General features: G+C 73.2%; 15 protein-coding genes. 9 read left to right on the forward strand and 6 right to left on the reverse strand.

All coding sequences use genetic code 11. The annotated features are described in order from the left end of the window. From ADY01_RS21530 to ADY01_RS41615, 3 genes are all read left to right on the forward strand, one after another. On the forward strand, positions 1-1,090 hold a 1,090-nt coding region (locus ADY01_RS21530; RefSeq protein WP_049576162.1), incomplete at its 5' end, for a M20/M25/M40 family metallo-hydrolase. A gap of 156 nt (positions 1,091-1,246) precedes the next feature. Then, complete coding sequence (locus ADY01_RS21535) at positions 1,247-1,480, forward strand: chaplin (RefSeq protein ID WP_049576165.1); 234 nt, start codon at positions 1,247-1,249, stop codon at positions 1,478-1,480. A gap of 144 nt (positions 1,481-1,624) precedes the next feature. Next, on the forward strand, positions 1,625-2,368 hold the full coding sequence (locus ADY01_RS41615; protein ID WP_049576168.1) for a chaplin: 744 nt from the start codon (positions 1,625-1,627) through the stop codon (positions 2,366-2,368). Between the two features lie 54 nt (positions 2,369-2,422). Here the strand turns inward: ADY01_RS41615 and ADY01_RS21545 are convergent, their stop codons facing one another. Next, complete coding sequence (locus ADY01_RS21545; protein WP_049576171.1) at positions 2,423-2,611, reverse strand: DUF5703 family protein; 189 nt, start codon at positions 2,609-2,611, stop codon at positions 2,423-2,425. Positions 2,612-2,658: 47 nt separating this feature from the next. Here ADY01_RS21545 and ADY01_RS21550 point away from each other — a divergent pair, with 47 nt between their 5' ends. Further along, positions 2,659-3,318, forward strand: a complete 660-nt coding sequence (locus ADY01_RS21550; protein WP_049576173.1) for a hypothetical protein — start codon at positions 2,659-2,661, stop codon at positions 3,316-3,318. 188 nt (positions 3,319-3,506) lie between these two features. On the opposite strand, the gene ADY01_RS21555 is transcribed toward ADY01_RS21550, so the two are convergent. Together ADY01_RS21555 and ADY01_RS21560 are read right to left on the reverse strand one after the other, a co-directional pair. Beyond that, entirely contained in the window at positions 3,507-5,432 is a 1,926-nt protein-coding gene (locus tag ADY01_RS21555) for a helix-hairpin-helix domain-containing protein (protein ID WP_234320345.1), read from the reverse strand. Beyond that, positions 5,429-6,415 (reverse strand): aldo/keto reductase, encoded by a 987-nt coding sequence (locus ADY01_RS21560; RefSeq protein WP_049576178.1) that lies wholly within the window; start codon positions 6,413-6,415, stop codon positions 5,429-5,431. Before ADY01_RS21560 ends, ADY01_RS21555 begins: the two co-directional genes overlap by 4 nt. An 86-nt stretch (positions 6,416-6,501) precedes the next feature. Here ADY01_RS21560 and ADY01_RS21565 point away from each other — a divergent pair, with 86 nt between their 5' ends. From ADY01_RS21565 to mshC, 5 genes are all read left to right on the forward strand, one after another. Next, positions 6,502-7,551: an LLM class F420-dependent oxidoreductase gene (locus ADY01_RS21565; RefSeq protein ID WP_049576180.1), complete on the forward strand. Its 1,050-nt coding sequence runs from the start codon at positions 6,502-6,504 to the stop codon at positions 7,549-7,551. Positions 7,552-7,610: 59 nt separating this feature from the next. Continuing rightward, a complete protein-coding gene (locus ADY01_RS21570) occupies positions 7,611-8,303 on the forward strand; it encodes an MSMEG_4193 family putative phosphomutase (RefSeq protein WP_049576183.1) in 693 nt (230 codons plus the stop codon). A 65-nt stretch (positions 8,304-8,368) separates the two neighbouring features. Further along, entirely contained in the window at positions 8,369-8,962 is a 594-nt protein-coding gene (locus ADY01_RS21575; protein ID WP_049576185.1) for a DUF3090 domain-containing protein, read from the forward strand. After that, positions 8,923-9,804, forward strand: coding sequence for an SCO1664 family protein (locus ADY01_RS21580; RefSeq protein ID WP_049576190.1), 882 nt, complete (start codon positions 8,923-8,925; stop codon positions 9,802-9,804). The genes ADY01_RS21575 and ADY01_RS21580 overlap by 40 nt, the downstream gene beginning before the upstream one ends. A 52-nt stretch (positions 9,805-9,856) precedes the next feature. Then, positions 9,857-11,086, forward strand: coding sequence for a cysteine--1-D-myo-inosityl 2-amino-2-deoxy-alpha-D-glucopyranoside ligase (gene mshC / locus ADY01_RS21585; RefSeq protein WP_049576194.1), 1,230 nt, complete (start codon positions 9,857-9,859; stop codon positions 11,084-11,086). 40 nt (positions 11,087-11,126) lie between these two features. On the opposite strand, the gene ADY01_RS21590 is transcribed toward mshC, so the two are convergent. From ADY01_RS21590 to ADY01_RS21600, 3 genes are all read right to left on the reverse strand, one after another. Next, positions 11,127-12,107 (reverse strand): PAC2 family protein, encoded by a 981-nt coding sequence (locus ADY01_RS21590; protein WP_049576197.1) that lies wholly within the window; start codon positions 12,105-12,107, stop codon positions 11,127-11,129. A gap of 211 nt (positions 12,108-12,318) precedes the next feature. After that, complete coding sequence (glpK, locus tag ADY01_RS21595; protein WP_049576201.1) at positions 12,319-13,836, reverse strand: glycerol kinase GlpK; 1,518 nt, start codon at positions 13,834-13,836, stop codon at positions 12,319-12,321. A gap of 140 nt (positions 13,837-13,976) precedes the next feature. Then, entirely contained in the window at positions 13,977-14,741 is a 765-nt protein-coding gene (locus tag ADY01_RS21600; protein WP_049576200.1) for an IclR family transcriptional regulator, read from the reverse strand. Between the last annotated feature and the right edge of the window lie 228 nt (positions 14,742-14,969).

The raw sequence follows: 14,969 nt of genomic DNA on the forward strand, positions 1-14,969 counted from the left end.
CCAGCACGCCCTCCTCGTCCACGGCCACACCGACGTCGTTCCCGCCAACGCCGCCGACTGGACCCACCACCCCTTCTCCGGCGAGATCGCCGACGGCTGTGTCTGGGGCCGGGGCGCGGTCGACATGAAGGACATGGACGCGATGACCCTGGCGGTCGTCAGGGACCGCCTGCGCTCCGGCCGCAGGCCGCCGCGGGACATCGTGCTGGCCTTCCTCGCGGACGAGGAGGCCGGCGGCCTGCACGGGGCGCGGTACCTGGTGGACAACCACCCGGGCCTGTTCGAAGGCGTCACCGAGGCGATCAGCGAGGTCGGGGGCTTCTCCTTCACGGTCAACGAGAACCTGCGCCTGTACCTGATCGAGACGGCCGAGAAGGGCATGCACTGGATGCGCCTGACCGTCGAGGGCACCGCGGGGCACGGCTCGATGACCAACAACGACAACGCCATCACCGAGCTCTGCGAGGCCGTGGCCCGCCTGGGCCGCCACACCTTCCCCGTGCGCGTGACCAAGACCGTGCGCGCCTTCCTCGACGAGCTCTCCGACGCGCTGGGGACCGAGCTCGACCCGGAGAACATGGACGAGACCCTCGCCAAGCTGGGCGGCATCGCCAAGATCATCGGTGCCACCCTCCAGAACACCGCCGCCCCCACCCAACTCGACGCCGGATACAAGGTGAACGTCATCCCCGGCCAGGCGACCGCACACGTGGACGGGCGCTTCCTGCCCGGCTACGAGGAGGAGTTCCTCGCCGACCTGGACCGCGTCCTCGGGCCGCGCGTCAAGCGCGAGGACGTGCACAGCGACAAGGCGGTGGAGACGACGTTCGACGGCGCGCTGGTCGAGGCCATGCAGTCCGCCCTCCAGGCGGAGGACCCCATCGCGCGCGCCGTTCCCTACATGCTCTCGGGCGGAACGGACGCCAAGTCGTTCGACGACCTCGGCATCAGGGGCTTCGGCTTCGCGCCGCTCAAGCTGCCTCCGGAGCTGGATTTCGCGGGCATGTTCCACGGCGTGGACGAACGGGTTCCCGTTGACGGCCTGACCTTTGGCGTCCGCGTGCTCGACCGTTTCCTGGACCAGTGCTAGCGCCGGTGTGAGTACCGGATCACCTGAAAATCGTCCTGATGTGCGACATTCCTCAAGGTGAGTGAAAGAACACGACGATTGGTGTCCTTGATTCCTTCCTCTCGTTGCAGCAAGTGCAGTCCCCGGCAGGGACCGCATTGCCAACAAGGAGGAAGAATGATCAAGAAGGTCGTGGCCGTCGCGGCTGCCACCAGCGGACTGGTGCTGGCTGGGTCCGGACTGGCCCTTGCGGACACGGGCGCTGGAGCTGCCGCGGTCGGGTCCCCCGGTGTTATTTCCGGTAATGTCGTTCAGGTGCCGGTCCACGTTCCCGTGAACGTGTGCGGTAACACCATCAACGTTATCGCCCTGCTGAACCCCGCTTTCGGCAACGTCTGCATCAACAAGTGATGCCTCGCCCCCACATGTTGAGGGCTTAGCCGCGGTCCCGGAGTGCCCATCACGCACTCCGGGACCGTTCCGGCTGTACGGCGGACGCGGGTGCCCTCAGCCCCCACCCCGCGTCCATTGAGAAGACGAGGCAGGGAAGACACCATGCGACAGGTCTCCACCAAGGGCCTGATCACTGTGGCCGCCGCGAGCGGCCTCCTGGCGGCCTTGTCCGCCACCGGCGCACACGCCGACTCCGGAGCGGCGGGCGCCGCGGTCAACTCGCCCGGCGTCGCGTCGGGCAACTCCGTCCAGGTTCCGGTCCACGTTCCGGTGAACGTGTGCGGGAACACGGTCAACGTCGTCGGCGTGCTCAACCCGGCGTTCGGCAACAACTGCGTCAACGACGACCGGGGCCGAGGTGACGACGGAGGGCAGCGGCCCGGCGGGGGTCACCAGGGAGCCGACGCCGAGGGGGCGGCCGTCGGATCCCCGGGGGTGGCCTCGGGGAACAACGTGCAGGTCCCGGTCGACGTGCCGGTGAACGCCTGCGGGAACTCCGTGAACATCATCGGCCTGGGCAACAGCGCCTTCGGCAACGGCTGTTCCAACGACGCCCCCCTGCCCCCGCCGCCCGCTCCCGAGGAGCCTGAGGTCCCCGAGGAGCCGGAGGAGCCTGAGGTCCCCGAGGCCCCTGAGGAGCCGGAGGAGGAGGGTCCCGAGGAGGAGGGTCCCGCGGCGCCGCGGGAGCCCGCCGACGAGCCCGAGGCGGAGCCGGCGGCCGAGGCCCCGCAGCTGGCCGCCACCGGTGGTGGCCTTCCGCTGGGCGCCGCACTCCCGCTGGGCGCGGGTCTGCTGGCCGGTGGAGTGGTGCTCTACCGGCGCGGACGGCTGGCCCGTCACGGCTGACGGACCGCCCGTTCCTTCAACGCCTGGGACCCGCCCTGCGGGGGGTCCCAGGCGTCACCATGTGGCTCTCAGCTGTCGGATGATCCGCCGGCGCAGCCGCACCCTGCGACTGCCGTCCGGATACAGGCGCAGGCGCGCCAGCTCCCAGTGCCCGTACTCGGCGTGCTCCGTCAGGAGGCGGGTGGCGGCGGCACGGGAGACCCCCCGTGGCACGTACACATCGCGAAACTCGTATTCCGGCATCGTATCTATTGTGCGGGCAAGCCCTGGATGCCGATACCGTCTGCACCATGTCTGATGCCGTGCAGCCCACCGCTGCCCAAGTTCGCGCCGCAGCCGACGCGCTCAAAGAGGCGATCGACCGGCACCTCGCCGCCATCGAACGGCGGAGCTCGGCGCCCGGTGCGGGCGCCGAGGACGACGCCGCGGTGTTCGCCGCCTTCAACGAGATGGCCGCGGCGGGTGAGGCGTACGACGAGCTGCTGTACGACGTCTACGACGAGGTCACCCCGTTCGAGGTACCCGAGACGGACGGCGGCGCTCCCTACGAGGGCCCTGACGAGCCCGACGCGCTGAGCGTGTTCATCCGGAGGGATTACACGGTGGTCGAGCCCCGGCGGATGCTGGCCCAGGCCCAGCGCGTCGCCGAGCTCGACCCCGAGGCCACCGACGTGGACGGCCCCGACGGCGACGAGGCGGCCGGCCGCAGCATGCAGGCGGCGCTCGGGGTGCTGTTCGGCGAGTTCGACCCCGACGAGATCGCCAGCCGGCACAAGGAGTTCGGCCTGGAGGAGGGTGACTCCACGCTCTGGGTGGTGGCGGCCGAGGAGCCGGCCGAGCCCGGCGAGTGGCTGGCCGCGCCCTTCGACGCGGCCGATCCCGAGCGGGTCCTGTGCCGCTTCGACATCAGCGAGGCATTCGAGGAGGACGACCTCGACACGGTCGACTGAAGCACCCCACCACCGACCAGTTTTAGGGCCTGTCTTCCGGATCTTCCCGGGATCGCGCTGCCAGCCACGGCACCTCGCTGCGTTGTCGCATCGCGCGAGTACGGACAAGTACGAGCTGCGATCCTCCGCCTCGCGACGCACCGCGTCTGACAACGCGATCGGGTCCGACAAGATCCGAAAGACAGGCCCTAGGAGCCGGGGACCGTCGCCTGCTCGCGCAGCAGCGCGCGCAGGCGGGTGGTCCGTTCGCCCGCCGGGGGCTCGGCGACCGCCCGGGCGAGCGCCGGGCCCACGCCCTGCACCACCGAGAGATGACGCTCCCCACGGCTGAACGCCGTGTAGACCCAGGCGCGGTCGAGGGCGGCCGTCGCGTCGCCCGGCAGCACCACCACCGCGGCCGGCCAGCGGGTCCCCGCCGCCTGGTGGGCGGTGAGGGCCCAACCGTGCCGCACCGTCTCCGCCACCAGCTCCCTGGCCACACGGAACCTGCCGTCCTGACCCTCGAGCCACAGCCCCTCGGCGTCCGCCTCGACCACCGTCGCCGGGCGCGTGTGCCCCGGGGCGGGGAGGTGGGCGACGCGGTCCCCCGGGTCGAAGCCCCCGAAGGCGCCGGGGCCCGGGTTGATCCGCTCCTTCAGCGCCGCGTTCAGCGCGCGGGTGCCCGCCGCGCCCCCGTGGCCGGGCGTGATCACCCGCACCTCGTCCGCGGACAGCCCGAAGGCGCGCGGGATGGAGCCGGTGACCAGCTGCACCGTGCGGTGCACCGCCTCGCCCGCGTCCCGCACCGGGACGGTCACCATCTCGCGGCCCGGCGCCTCCACCGCGGACAGCTCCCCGACGCCGATGCCGGAGACCAGCTCCCCGACCGGCCCGGCGTCGGGCGTCCTGGAGACGACGCGCGGGCAGATCCCGGCCGCGAGCAGATCGGCGAGCACCTGCCCCGGCCCCGCGCCGCCGAGCAGCCCGGGGTCGCCGCTGAGCACCAGGCGGGCGCCGTCCGGCAACGACTCGACCAGCGCGGCGGCGTCCTCGACGCCGAGCTGCCCGGCGTCGAGGACGGCCAGCACCTCGACCGCGAGCAGCCCCTCGCCGTCCCGTCCCGGGCCCTCCTCACCCGTCAGCAGCCCGGTCAGCGTGACCGCCGCCTCCGCGTCCTCGGCGGGCAGCAGCGCGGCGAGCCGCCGCCGGCCCTCGGGCCCGTGCGCCGCCGCGAAGGCCCGCAGCCCGAGGGCGCGGGCGGCGGTGACGAGCGCGGCGGGCTCCGCCCGCGCGGCGTCGCCGCCGGTGTGCACCACCAGCGCGCTCCCCGCCGCGGCGCGGATCAACTCGACGGCGGAGGGCGGTGCCGATGCCACGGCCGCCCCCCACTCCTCTCCCACGGGCGTGAACGTGCCGCGCAGCCGGGCCAGGCCGTCGGCCAGGCCCTCCTCGGCCATCGCGTACCGCTCCAGGCCGAGCAGCACCCGGACCGGCGGCGGCGCCTCCTCGTCCCCACCGTCCCCGGCGGTCCCGCCCCCGGCGTCCCGCTCGGCGAGCGGGTGCTGGAAGACGAGGGCCGCCCCCGCCTCCACCGCGTCGCGCACCGCCGCGTCGGCGTCCGGCACGGCGTGCCCGGCCAGGCCCCGCGCGACGGTGCTCAGATCGAGGGCGGTGTGCCCGGAGCGGGCGGCGCGCTCCAGCAGCGAGGCCACCAGCGCGCGCGTCCTGCGCTCGTCCCCCGGCGCGGTGTCCTCGCCGAGCAGCGCGCGGGCGAAGCCGTCCGCCTGCTCGGGGCGGACACCCGCCACCGCGAGCAGCCGCCAGGGGTCCTCCCGCAGTTCGTCGGCGGCCCCCTCGCCCAGCGCCGCGGCCACCCGCGGGGCCAGCGCCTCGGGCGCCCCGCCCTTCGCCAGCAGCGCCGGCAGCTCGGGGGGCACGGGGACCGGCCCCCGCGCCGCCGCCGGCGCGGAACGGGCCTGGCCGGGCGCCTCCCGCGCCGCCACCCGCCGGGGTCGCGGTGGCTCGGTCCTGGCGAAGAACGAGTCGGCGGAGCGCTCGCCGCTCTCCACCGCCCGTACGGCGGCCCGCAGTTCGGCGGCCCGCTCCTGGGACGGCGCGTCGTTCTCGGCGGTCACAGCGAACTCCAGTCCTGGTCGGGATATCGGTGCACGGGCGCGGAGACGTCGTCCAGCGCCCGGCGGATCTCATCAGGAAGGCTAAGGTCCTCCACTGACAGCGCCTCGCCGAGCTGCCGCGCGGTCCGCGCGCCCACGATCGGGGCGGCCACGCCCGGCCGGTCCCGCACCCAGGCCAGCGCCACCTGCAACGGCGTGACCGCGAGCCCGTCGGCCGCTATGGCCACCGCGTCCACGATCCGGCTCGCCGCGTCGTCCAGATAGGGAGCGACGAACGGCGCCAACGTCTCGGAGGCGCCTCGGGATTCGGGCGGCACGGCGCCCTGCCGGTACTTGCCGGTGAGCACCCCGCGGCCGAGCGGCGAGGAGGGCAGCACCCCGATCCCCAGGTCGAGGGCGGCGGGCAGCACCTCGCGTTCGATGCCCCGCTGGAGCAGCGAGTACTCCATCTGCGTGCTGGCGAGCCGGGTCCTCGACCCCTGGGCCGCCAGCTGCCAGGTGGCGGCCTTGGCGAGCTGCCAGCCGGAGAAGTTGGAGACCCCGGCGTACCGCGCCCGCCCGCTGCCGACCGCGATCTCCAGCGCCTGCAACGTCTCCTCGAGCGGCGTCGCCGGATCGAACGCGTGCACCTGCCACAGGTCCACGTGGTCGGTGTTCAGGCGCTCCAGCGAGGCGTCGAGGGCGGACAGCAGGTGTCCGCGTGAGGCGTCGAAGCGGCGGTCGGGATCGGGCACGCTCCCCGCCTTGGTCGCGATGACCATGTCCTCCCGCGGGACCAGACCTCCCAGCAGCCGCCCCAGCAGGTACTCCGCGCCGCCGTCCCCGTAGACGTCCGCCGTGTCCACCAAGCTGCCGCCCGCCGCCCAGAACGCCTTCAGCAGCTCGGCCGCGTCCTGCTCCCCGGTGTCCCGCCCCCAGGTGAGGGTGCCGAGTCCGAGCCGGGAAACGCGCAGGCCGGTCCGGCCCAGGTGCCTGAGATCCATGGGCGTTGAGCGTACTTGCGGCCACGGGATACAGTCCGGGGGACGGGTCGGTTACCGACGGGTAAGCACGGGCTGAAGGAGCGGACATGCGCCTCGGGATCAACCTCGGCTACTGGGGAGCCGGGATGGACGCGGACAATCTCGCCGTCGCCCAGGAGGCGGACCGGCTCGGATACGCGGTGTGCTGGGCCGCCGAGGCGTACGGCTCCGACGCCCCCTCGGTGCTGGCCTGGGTCGCGGGGCAGACCGAGCGGATCGACATCGGCTCCGGCATCCTCCAGATCCCGGCCCGCGCCCCCGCCATGACCGCGATGACCGCCGCGACCCTGGACACCCTGTCCGGCGGGCGCTTCCGCCTCGGCCTCGGGGTCTCCGGACCCCAGGTCTCGGAGGGCTGGTACGGCGTCGCGTTCGACCGGCCCCTGGCCCGCACCCGCGAGTACGTGGAGATCGTCCAAAAGGCGCTCGCCCGCGAGCGGCTCGTCCACGAGGGCGAGCACTGGACGCTGCCACTGCCCGGCGGTCCGGGCAAGCCGATCAAGCTCACCGTCCACCCGGTCCGCCCGCACATCCCGCTCTACATCGCCGCCATCGGCCCGAAGAACCTGGCGCAGACGGGGGAGATCGCGGACGGCGCCCTGCTCGTCTTCTTCTCCCCCGAGCACGCCGAGGCGACCACGCTCGCGCCGTTGCGCGCCGGGCGCGCGACGGCGGGCAAGAGCCTGGAGGGCTTCGACGTGGTGCCGACCGTCCCGCTCGCCGTCGGCGACGATCTCCCGGCCCTGGCCGACCACTTCAGGCCCTACACGGCCCTCTACGTCGGCGGCATGGGCAGCCGCGAGCAGAACTTCTACAACAGGCTCGCCCAGCGCATGGGCTACGAGAAGGAGGCCGCCGAGATCCAGGAGCGCTACCTGGCGCGCGACAGGGACGGCGCCGCGGCCGCCGTTCCTCACCGGCTCATCGACGACACCACGCTGATCGGGCCCGTGGCCAGGATCGCCGACCGGATGCGGGCGTTCGCCGAGGCCGGGGTGACCACCCTGTCGCTCGCCCCCGCCGGCTTCACCCGCGAGGAGCGCGTCGCGGGCCTGCGCGCGGGCGTCGAGGCCCTGGAACTCGCCGGTCTGGCCTGACCGCGGGCGGTGGGACGGGGCCGGGGCGGCGCCCGGCGCCGGGGCCTTACGCTGACGGCATGCCCACCCTCCTGCTCCTCCGGCACGGCCGGACCACCGCCAACTCCGCCGGACTGCTCGCCGGGCGTACGCCCGGCGTGCGGCTCGACGACCACGGCACCGCCCAGGCCGCCGCGATCCCCGTCCGCCTGGCCGGGATCCCGCTGGCCGCCGCCGTGCACAGCCCGTTGGAGCGGTGTGTGCAGACGCTGGCGCCGCTGCGCGACGCCCGCCCCGGGCTGCCCGTGCACGCCGACGAGCGGGTCACCGAGTGCGACTACGGGGAGTGGACCAACCGCGCGCTCAAGGAGCTCGCCCAGGAGCCGCTGATGGCCACCGTCAGGAGCCAGCCCTCCGCGGCGGTCTTCCCCGGCGGCGAGTCCCTGCGCGGCATGCACGCCCGCGTGGTCGAGGCGGCGCGCGGCTGGGACGCCAGGATCGCGGCCGAGCACGGCGCCGATGCCATCTGGCTGATGTGCACCCACGGGGACAACATCAAGGCGATCGTGGCCGACGCCCTCGGCCTCCACCTCGACCAGTTCCAGCGCATCGCCCCGCACCCCGCGTCCGTCACCGCGATCCGGTACGGCAGCCCGCCCCTGCTGCTGCGCTTCGGGGACACCGGCGATCTCACCGAATTCGTGCCGCACACCGAGGAGAGCACCCGCGACGCCGCCGAGGCCACCGAGGCTCCGGTGGGCGGTGGTGCCTAGGCACGGTGATCGCGAAGCGCAGTAGGGTGCCAGTGTCTCAAGCAGTCGATCCCACGGAGCAGTACGTGTCCCGTCAGGTGTTCCTCTACGACCCTCCCGAACGCTTTGTCGCCGGGACCGTCGGGTTGCCTGGCCGCCGTACCTTCTTTCTGCAGGCCACGGCGGCAGGCCGTACCACGAGCGTCGCTCTGGAGAAGGCTCAGGTCGAGGCGCTGGCCGAGCGCATCGACGAGCTCCTCGACGAGGTGGTGCGGCGCTCCGGCGGCAACACCACGGTCCCCGCGGTGGCGCCCTCCGAGGTGGGCGACACCGGCCCTCTGGAGGCCCCGGTCGAGGAGGAGTTCCGGGTCGGCACCATGGCACTGGCCTGGGACAGCGACAACGAACGCATGATCGTCGAGGCCCAGGCCCTCGTGGAGCTGGACGCCGAGTCCGAGGAGGCGTTCGCCGAGGCCGAGGAACGCCTGCTGCGCGACGACGAGAACGGCCCCCCGATGCTGCGCGTCCGCCTCAGCGGCACCATGGCCCGCGCCTTCGCCAAACGGGCCCTCGAAGTCGTCAACGCGGGGCGGCCGCCCTGCCCCCTGTGCAGCCTGCCGCTCGACCCGGAGGGACACGTATGTCCGCGTCAGAACGGATACCGGCGCAGCCGGATGTGACGGCTGACGAGGTCCTGGCCCGCGGCGAGTTGACGGTTCACGGCCAGATCACCGACGCCTCCAACACGGTGCTCTACGCCACCGCCGAGCTGGACGGGCGGAGCGTGGCCTGCGTCTACAAGCCGGTCGCGGGGGAGCGCCCGCTGTGGGACTTCCCCGAGGGCACGCTGGCGCAGCGCGAGGTCGCCGCGTACGAGGTGTCCCGGGCGCTGGGCTTCGGCGTGGTGCCGCCCACCGTGCTGCGGGAGGGCCCGTTCGGCACCGGCATGTGCCAGCTGTGGGTCGGCGACGGGCCGGACGCCGAGGCGGAGGGCGAGGGCGGCCCCGGGACCGAGGGCGTGGGCGAGCCGGGAGGGCCGGGGTCGTTCCTGGCGCTGATCGACGCGAGGGAGCCCGAGCCGGGCTGGAAGGCCGTCGGCTTCGCCGAGGTCGGGGCCGGCCGCACCGCGCTGCTGGTGCACACGGACGACGAGCGGCTGCGCCGGGTCGCCACGCTGGACGCCGTGATCAACAACGCCGACCGCAAGGGCGGCCGTCTGCTGCCGCTGGCCGACGGCCGCCTCTACGGCATCGACCACGGCGTGACGTTCCACACGGAGAACAAGCTGCGCACCCTGCTCTGGGGCTGGGCCGGCGAGCCCCTGCCCGAGGGCATCCGCGAGGCGCTGCGCGCCCTCGGCGGTCAACTGGCCGACGAAGGGCCCCTGTACGCCCGCCTGCGCGCGCTGATCACCGAGGAGGAGTGCGAGGCGCTGCGCTCCAGGACAGCCGCCCTGGTGGCCACAGGGCGCTTCCCGGCCCCGGGCGGGAAGTGGCCCGCGATCCCCTGGCCGCTGGTGTGAGAGCGGGCCCGGCACTGTCGTCGCGGCGGCGCCGTCCGGTTAGGCTCGGGGCATGTATGCCTGGCCAGCCTCCGAAGTTCCCGTTCTGCCCGGTCAGGGCCGTGATCTCTCGATTCACGACACCGCGACCGGCCGCCGGGTGACCCTCGCGCCCGGTCCCGTCGCCCGGCTCTACGTCTGCGGCATCACCCCCTATGACGCCACCCATCTGGGACACGCGGCCACCTACCTCGCGTTCGACCTCGTGCAGCGGGTGTGGCTCGACACCAAGCGCCAGGTTCACTACGTGCAGAACGTGACGGACGTCGACGACCCGCTGCTGGAGCGCGCCGCCGCCACCGGCGAGGACTGGACGGCACTGGCCGCCCGCGAGATCGCGCTCTTCCGGGAGGACATGACGGCGCTGCGCATCCTGCCGCCCCGGGACTACGTGGGCGCGGTCGAATCGATAGCGGGCATCGTTCCCCTGGTCGAGCGGCTGCGCGAGACGGGCGCGGCCTACGACGTGGACGGCGACGTCTACTTCTCGGTGGAGGCCGACCGGCACTTCGGCGCGGTGTCCCACCTGGCCACCGGCACGATGCTGGAGCTGTCCGCGGAGCGCGGCGGCGACCCCGAGCGGCCGGGCAAGAAGTCGCCGCTCGACCCCCTGCTGTGGCGCGCGGCGCGCCCCGGCGAGCCCTCCTGGGAGGGGGGCTCGCTCGGCCGCGGCCGGCCCGGCTGGCACATCGAGTGCGTGGCCATCGCGCTGGACCGGCTCGGCATGGGCTTCGACGTGCAGGGCGGCGGCTCGGACCTGGCCTTCCCGCACCACGAGATGGGCGCCTCGCACGCCCATGTGCTGACGGGCACCGACCCCTACGCCCGCTCCTATGTGCACGCCGGCATGGTCGGGTACGAGGGCGGGAAGATGTCGAAGTCCCGGGGGAACCTGGTCCTGGTCTCACAGCTGCGCCGGGACGGGGTCGACCCGGCCGCGATCCGGCTGGCGGCGCTCGCCCACCACTACCGCTCCGACTGGGAGTGGACGGACGCGGAGCTGGCGGTGGCCGAGCGGCGGCTCTCGCTGTGGCGGGCTGCCGTCTCGCGCCCCGACGGCCCCGTGGCCGACGCGGTGGTGGAGGAGATGCGTGCGGCCCTGGCGGACGACCTCGACGCGCCCGCGGCGCTGGCCGCGGTCGACCGCTGGGCGGAGCGCCAGGCCGCGGCCGGCGGCGGGGACACCGGAGCCACCGGGGTGGTCTCCCGGGCCGTGGACGCCCTCCTCGGCGTCGCCCTGTAGCGCCCGCGCGGCCCCGCGGACGCCGCCGGCGGATCAGTGCTCAGTCGTCGGAGTCCGCGGGGCCCTGGTCCTGGGATCCCTGCTCGCCGTCGGGCGGGCGCCTGCGGGGCCTGGTCCGCCCGCTGCCGGGATCGCGCAGGTAGGAGCTGGTGTCCCCGGCCGGCGGCTGGCCGTCGCGGCGGCGCAGATACCGTTCGAACTCCTTGGCGATCGCCTCGCCCGTGGCCTCGGGCAGCTCGGCCGTGTCCCTGGCTTCCTCGAGCGACTTCACATAGTCGGCGACCTCGCTGTCCTCGGCGGCCAGCTGGTCCACGCCGATCTGCCACGCCCGCGCGTCCTCGGGCAGGTCGCCCATCGGGATGCCGAGGCCGAGCAGGTCCTCCAGCGAGTGCAGCAGGGCCAGCGACGCCTTGGGGTTGGGCGGCTGGGCGACGTAGTGCGGAACGGCGGCCCACAGCGTCACCGCGGGCACCCCCGCGTGGGTGCACGCCTCCTGAAGGATCCCGACGATGCCGGTGGGCCCCTCGTAACGCGACTCCTCCAGGTCGTGCGTGCGCGCCAGGTCCTCGTCCGAGGTCACGCTGGTGACCGGAACGGGCCGGGTGTGCGGGGTGTCGCCCAGCAGGGCGCCGAGGACGACCACCATCTCCACGCCCAACTCGTGCGCGAAGCCGAGGATCTCGTTGCAGAACGAACGCCAGCGCATGCTGGGCTCGATGCCGCGGACCAGGACCAGGTCCCGGCGTTTGACCGGGCCGTGGTCGGAGCCGATCCTGACCACGGACAGGCGGGTCGTCGGCCAGGTGACGCGGCGCACGCCGCCGTCCAGCCAGATGTGCGGCCGGTTGACCTGGAAGTCGTAGTAGTCCTCGGCGTCGAGCGCCGCGAACACCTCGCCCTTCCACTCGCGCTCCAGATGAGCGACCGCGGCGGAGGCGGCGTCACCAGCATCGTTCCAGCCTTCGAACGCGGCCACCATGACCGGGTCGACCAGCTCGGGAACTCCGTCGAGCTCGATCACCCAGCGCCTCCTCCCGGCCGGGGCGGGGCGGGATGCCCGGCCCGGCTGCCGTAACTGTTCCGTGCGGCCCCAGCCTACGGCGTGACCGTGCCCACCCCGCAGCCTTCGTACGCCTGCGCAGGGTCATGGGCCGTGACCGTACGCGACGCGCGAACGGCGGAGGGGCACCGGCCGCCGAGCCGGCCGGTGCCCCTGCGCGAGGCCGCCCGGGTCAGTCCTCGTCGTCGAGCCAGCCCATGGTGCGGTCGACGGCCTTGCGCCAGTACTTGTACTCCTTGTCGCGCTCGGCCGGGTCCATGTCGGGGGACCACTCGGCGTCCTTGCGCCAGTTGGCGCGCAGATCCTCGATGTCCGACCAGAAGCCCACCGCGAGCCCGGCCGCGTAGGCGGCGCCGAGCGAGGTGGTCTCGGCGACCTCGGGGCGCACCACGGGCACGTCGAGGACATCCGAAATGGTCTGCATCAGAAGGTCGTTGGCGGTCATCCCGCCGTCCACCTTCAGGGTGGTGAGCTCGGTGCCCGAGTCCTTCTTCATGGCGTCCACGATCTCTTTGGTCTGCCACGCGGTGGCCTCGAGGACGGCCCTGGCGATGTGACCCTTGGTGACGTAACGCGTCAGGCCGGCCAGGACACCCCGGGCGTCGGCGCGCCAGTGCGGCGCGAACAGGCCCGAGAAGGCGGGCACGAAGTAGGCGCCGCCGTTGTCGTCGACCGACTTGGCCAGGTCCTCGATCTCGGGCGCGGTCTTGATCACGCCCAGCTGGTCGCGCATCCACTGCACCAGCGCGCCGGTGATGGCGATCGAGCCCTCTAGGGCGTACACCGGCGGCTGGTCGCCGATGCGGTAGGCCATGGTGGTGATCAGCCCGGCGTAGGAGTTGATGGCCTCGGTGCCGGTGTTCATCAGCAGGAAGGTGCCGGTGCCGTAGGTGGACTTGCCCTCGCCGACGGCGAAGCAGGTCTGGCCGAAGAGCGCCGCCTGCTGGTCGCCCAGCGCGGAGGCCACCGGGACGCCCTCCAGCGCCCCGCCCTTGGCGTGCCCGTAGACCTCCGCGGAGGAGCGGATCTCGGGGAGCACCGAGGAGGGGACGCCGATGGCCTCGCAGAGGCGCTCGTCCCACCGCTGGGTGCGCAGGTCCATCAGCAGGGTCCTGGAGGCGTTGGTGACGTCGGTGACGTGCACGCCGCCGTCGGTGCCGCCGGTGAGGTTCCAGATGACCCAGGAGTCCATGGTGCCGAAGAGCAGCTCACCGCGCTCGGCGCGCTCCTTGAGGCCCTCGACGTTGTCCAGCAGCCAGCGGACCTTGGGGCCGGCGAAGTAGGAGGACAGGGGCAGGCCGGTCTCGCGGCGGAAGCGGTCCATGCCGGCGTCGCGGCCCAGCTCCCGGGCGAGGGCGTCGGTGCGGGTGTCCTGCCAGACGATGGCGTGGTGCACCGGCTCGCCGGTCGCCTTGTCCCACAGCATCGTGGTCTCGCGCTGGTTGGTGATGCCGATCGCCTTGACCTGGCTCTTGGCGATCCTCGCCTCGGCCAGGGCCCCGGCGATGACCTCCTGGACGTTGGTCCAGATTTCCGCGGCGTCGTGTTCCACCCAGCCGGGCTTGGGGAAGAACTGCTCGTGTTCCTGCTGGGCGACCGAGACGACGCGCCCGTCCCGGTCGAAAATCAGGCAGCGGCTCGACGTGGTGCCCTGGTCGATGGCGGCGATGTACTCGTTGGTGTCGGTCATACGGCGGCTCCTGATCGGGTCCGGGCGGCCGACGTACGTCCAGCGTTCGGCAATGTCGACCATCGCACGGCAGTTTTCTCCTCGGCCATCACTGCCGTCAAGGGGCGTGCGGCAGATAACTCTCGGCTGCCTGGATTGTCCTAGAAGCGCCCGGCTCCCAGGTCGCGCGACACGGAACGGGCGCAGTCCCGCACCGCGGCGATCAGCCACGGCCTGAGCACCCCGTCCGCCTGCATGCGCTCCACCGCCCCCATGATGCCGACCGCGCCCACGGCCCTTCTGCGGCGATCGAGCACCGGGGCCGCGATCGAGGCCACGCCGTCCCACGTCTCGCCGACGTCACTCGCCCAGCCGTGCGCCCGCACCCGCTCCAGCTCCGCGTCGAAGCCCCCGGGGTCCACCACCGTCAGCTCGGTGAACGCCTCGAAGGAGCCCTCCATGGCCTCCGTGCGCGCCGCCGTGTCATAGGCGGCGAGCACCTTGCCGAGCGCCGTGGAGTGCAGCGGCTGCAACGCCCCCACCTCGGGCACCTGCCGGCTGTCGTCGGGGCGGAACACGTGGTGCAGCAGCAGCACGCCCCGCTCGTGCCTCACCCCGAGATAGGCGCTCTCGCCGCTGGCGCGCGCCAGGTCGTCCGTCCACACCAGCGCCCGGGAGCGCAGCTCGTGCATGTCCAGGTAGCTGCTGCCCAGCCGCAGCAGCTCGGCGCCCAGCTGGTACTTGCCCGATCCGGCGTCCTGCTCGACGAAGCCCTCCTGCGCCAGCGTCCGCAGCAGCCCGTGCGTGGTGCCCTTGGCCAGCCCAATGGCGGAGGCGATGTCGGACAGGCCGAGGCGCCGCTCACCCCCGGCGAGGAGCCGCAGCACCGCGGCGGCACGCTCCAGCGACTGGATGGTCCGAGCCATGACCGGCCTCCTGTCCCTAGCCGTTCTCGCCGTGGTTCGACAATGCCGAACGATAGCGGACCATGTCGATACCCGTTGGAGCGCCAACGAGTCTACGGCCGCACCACCGGCCGCACCTCTCCCGGCCGCGGCCCCCCGGCCGTTAGGCTGATCCGGTGCGCTTCGTCACGAAACGCATAGCCGACAGCCGTCGCACCCCAGGGAGCATGCCCATGGCCTCATCCAGCC

Source organism: Streptomyces sp. SBT349 (assembly GCF_001083795.1).
GTDB lineage: Bacteria > Actinomycetota > Actinomycetes > Streptomycetales > Streptomycetaceae > Streptomyces.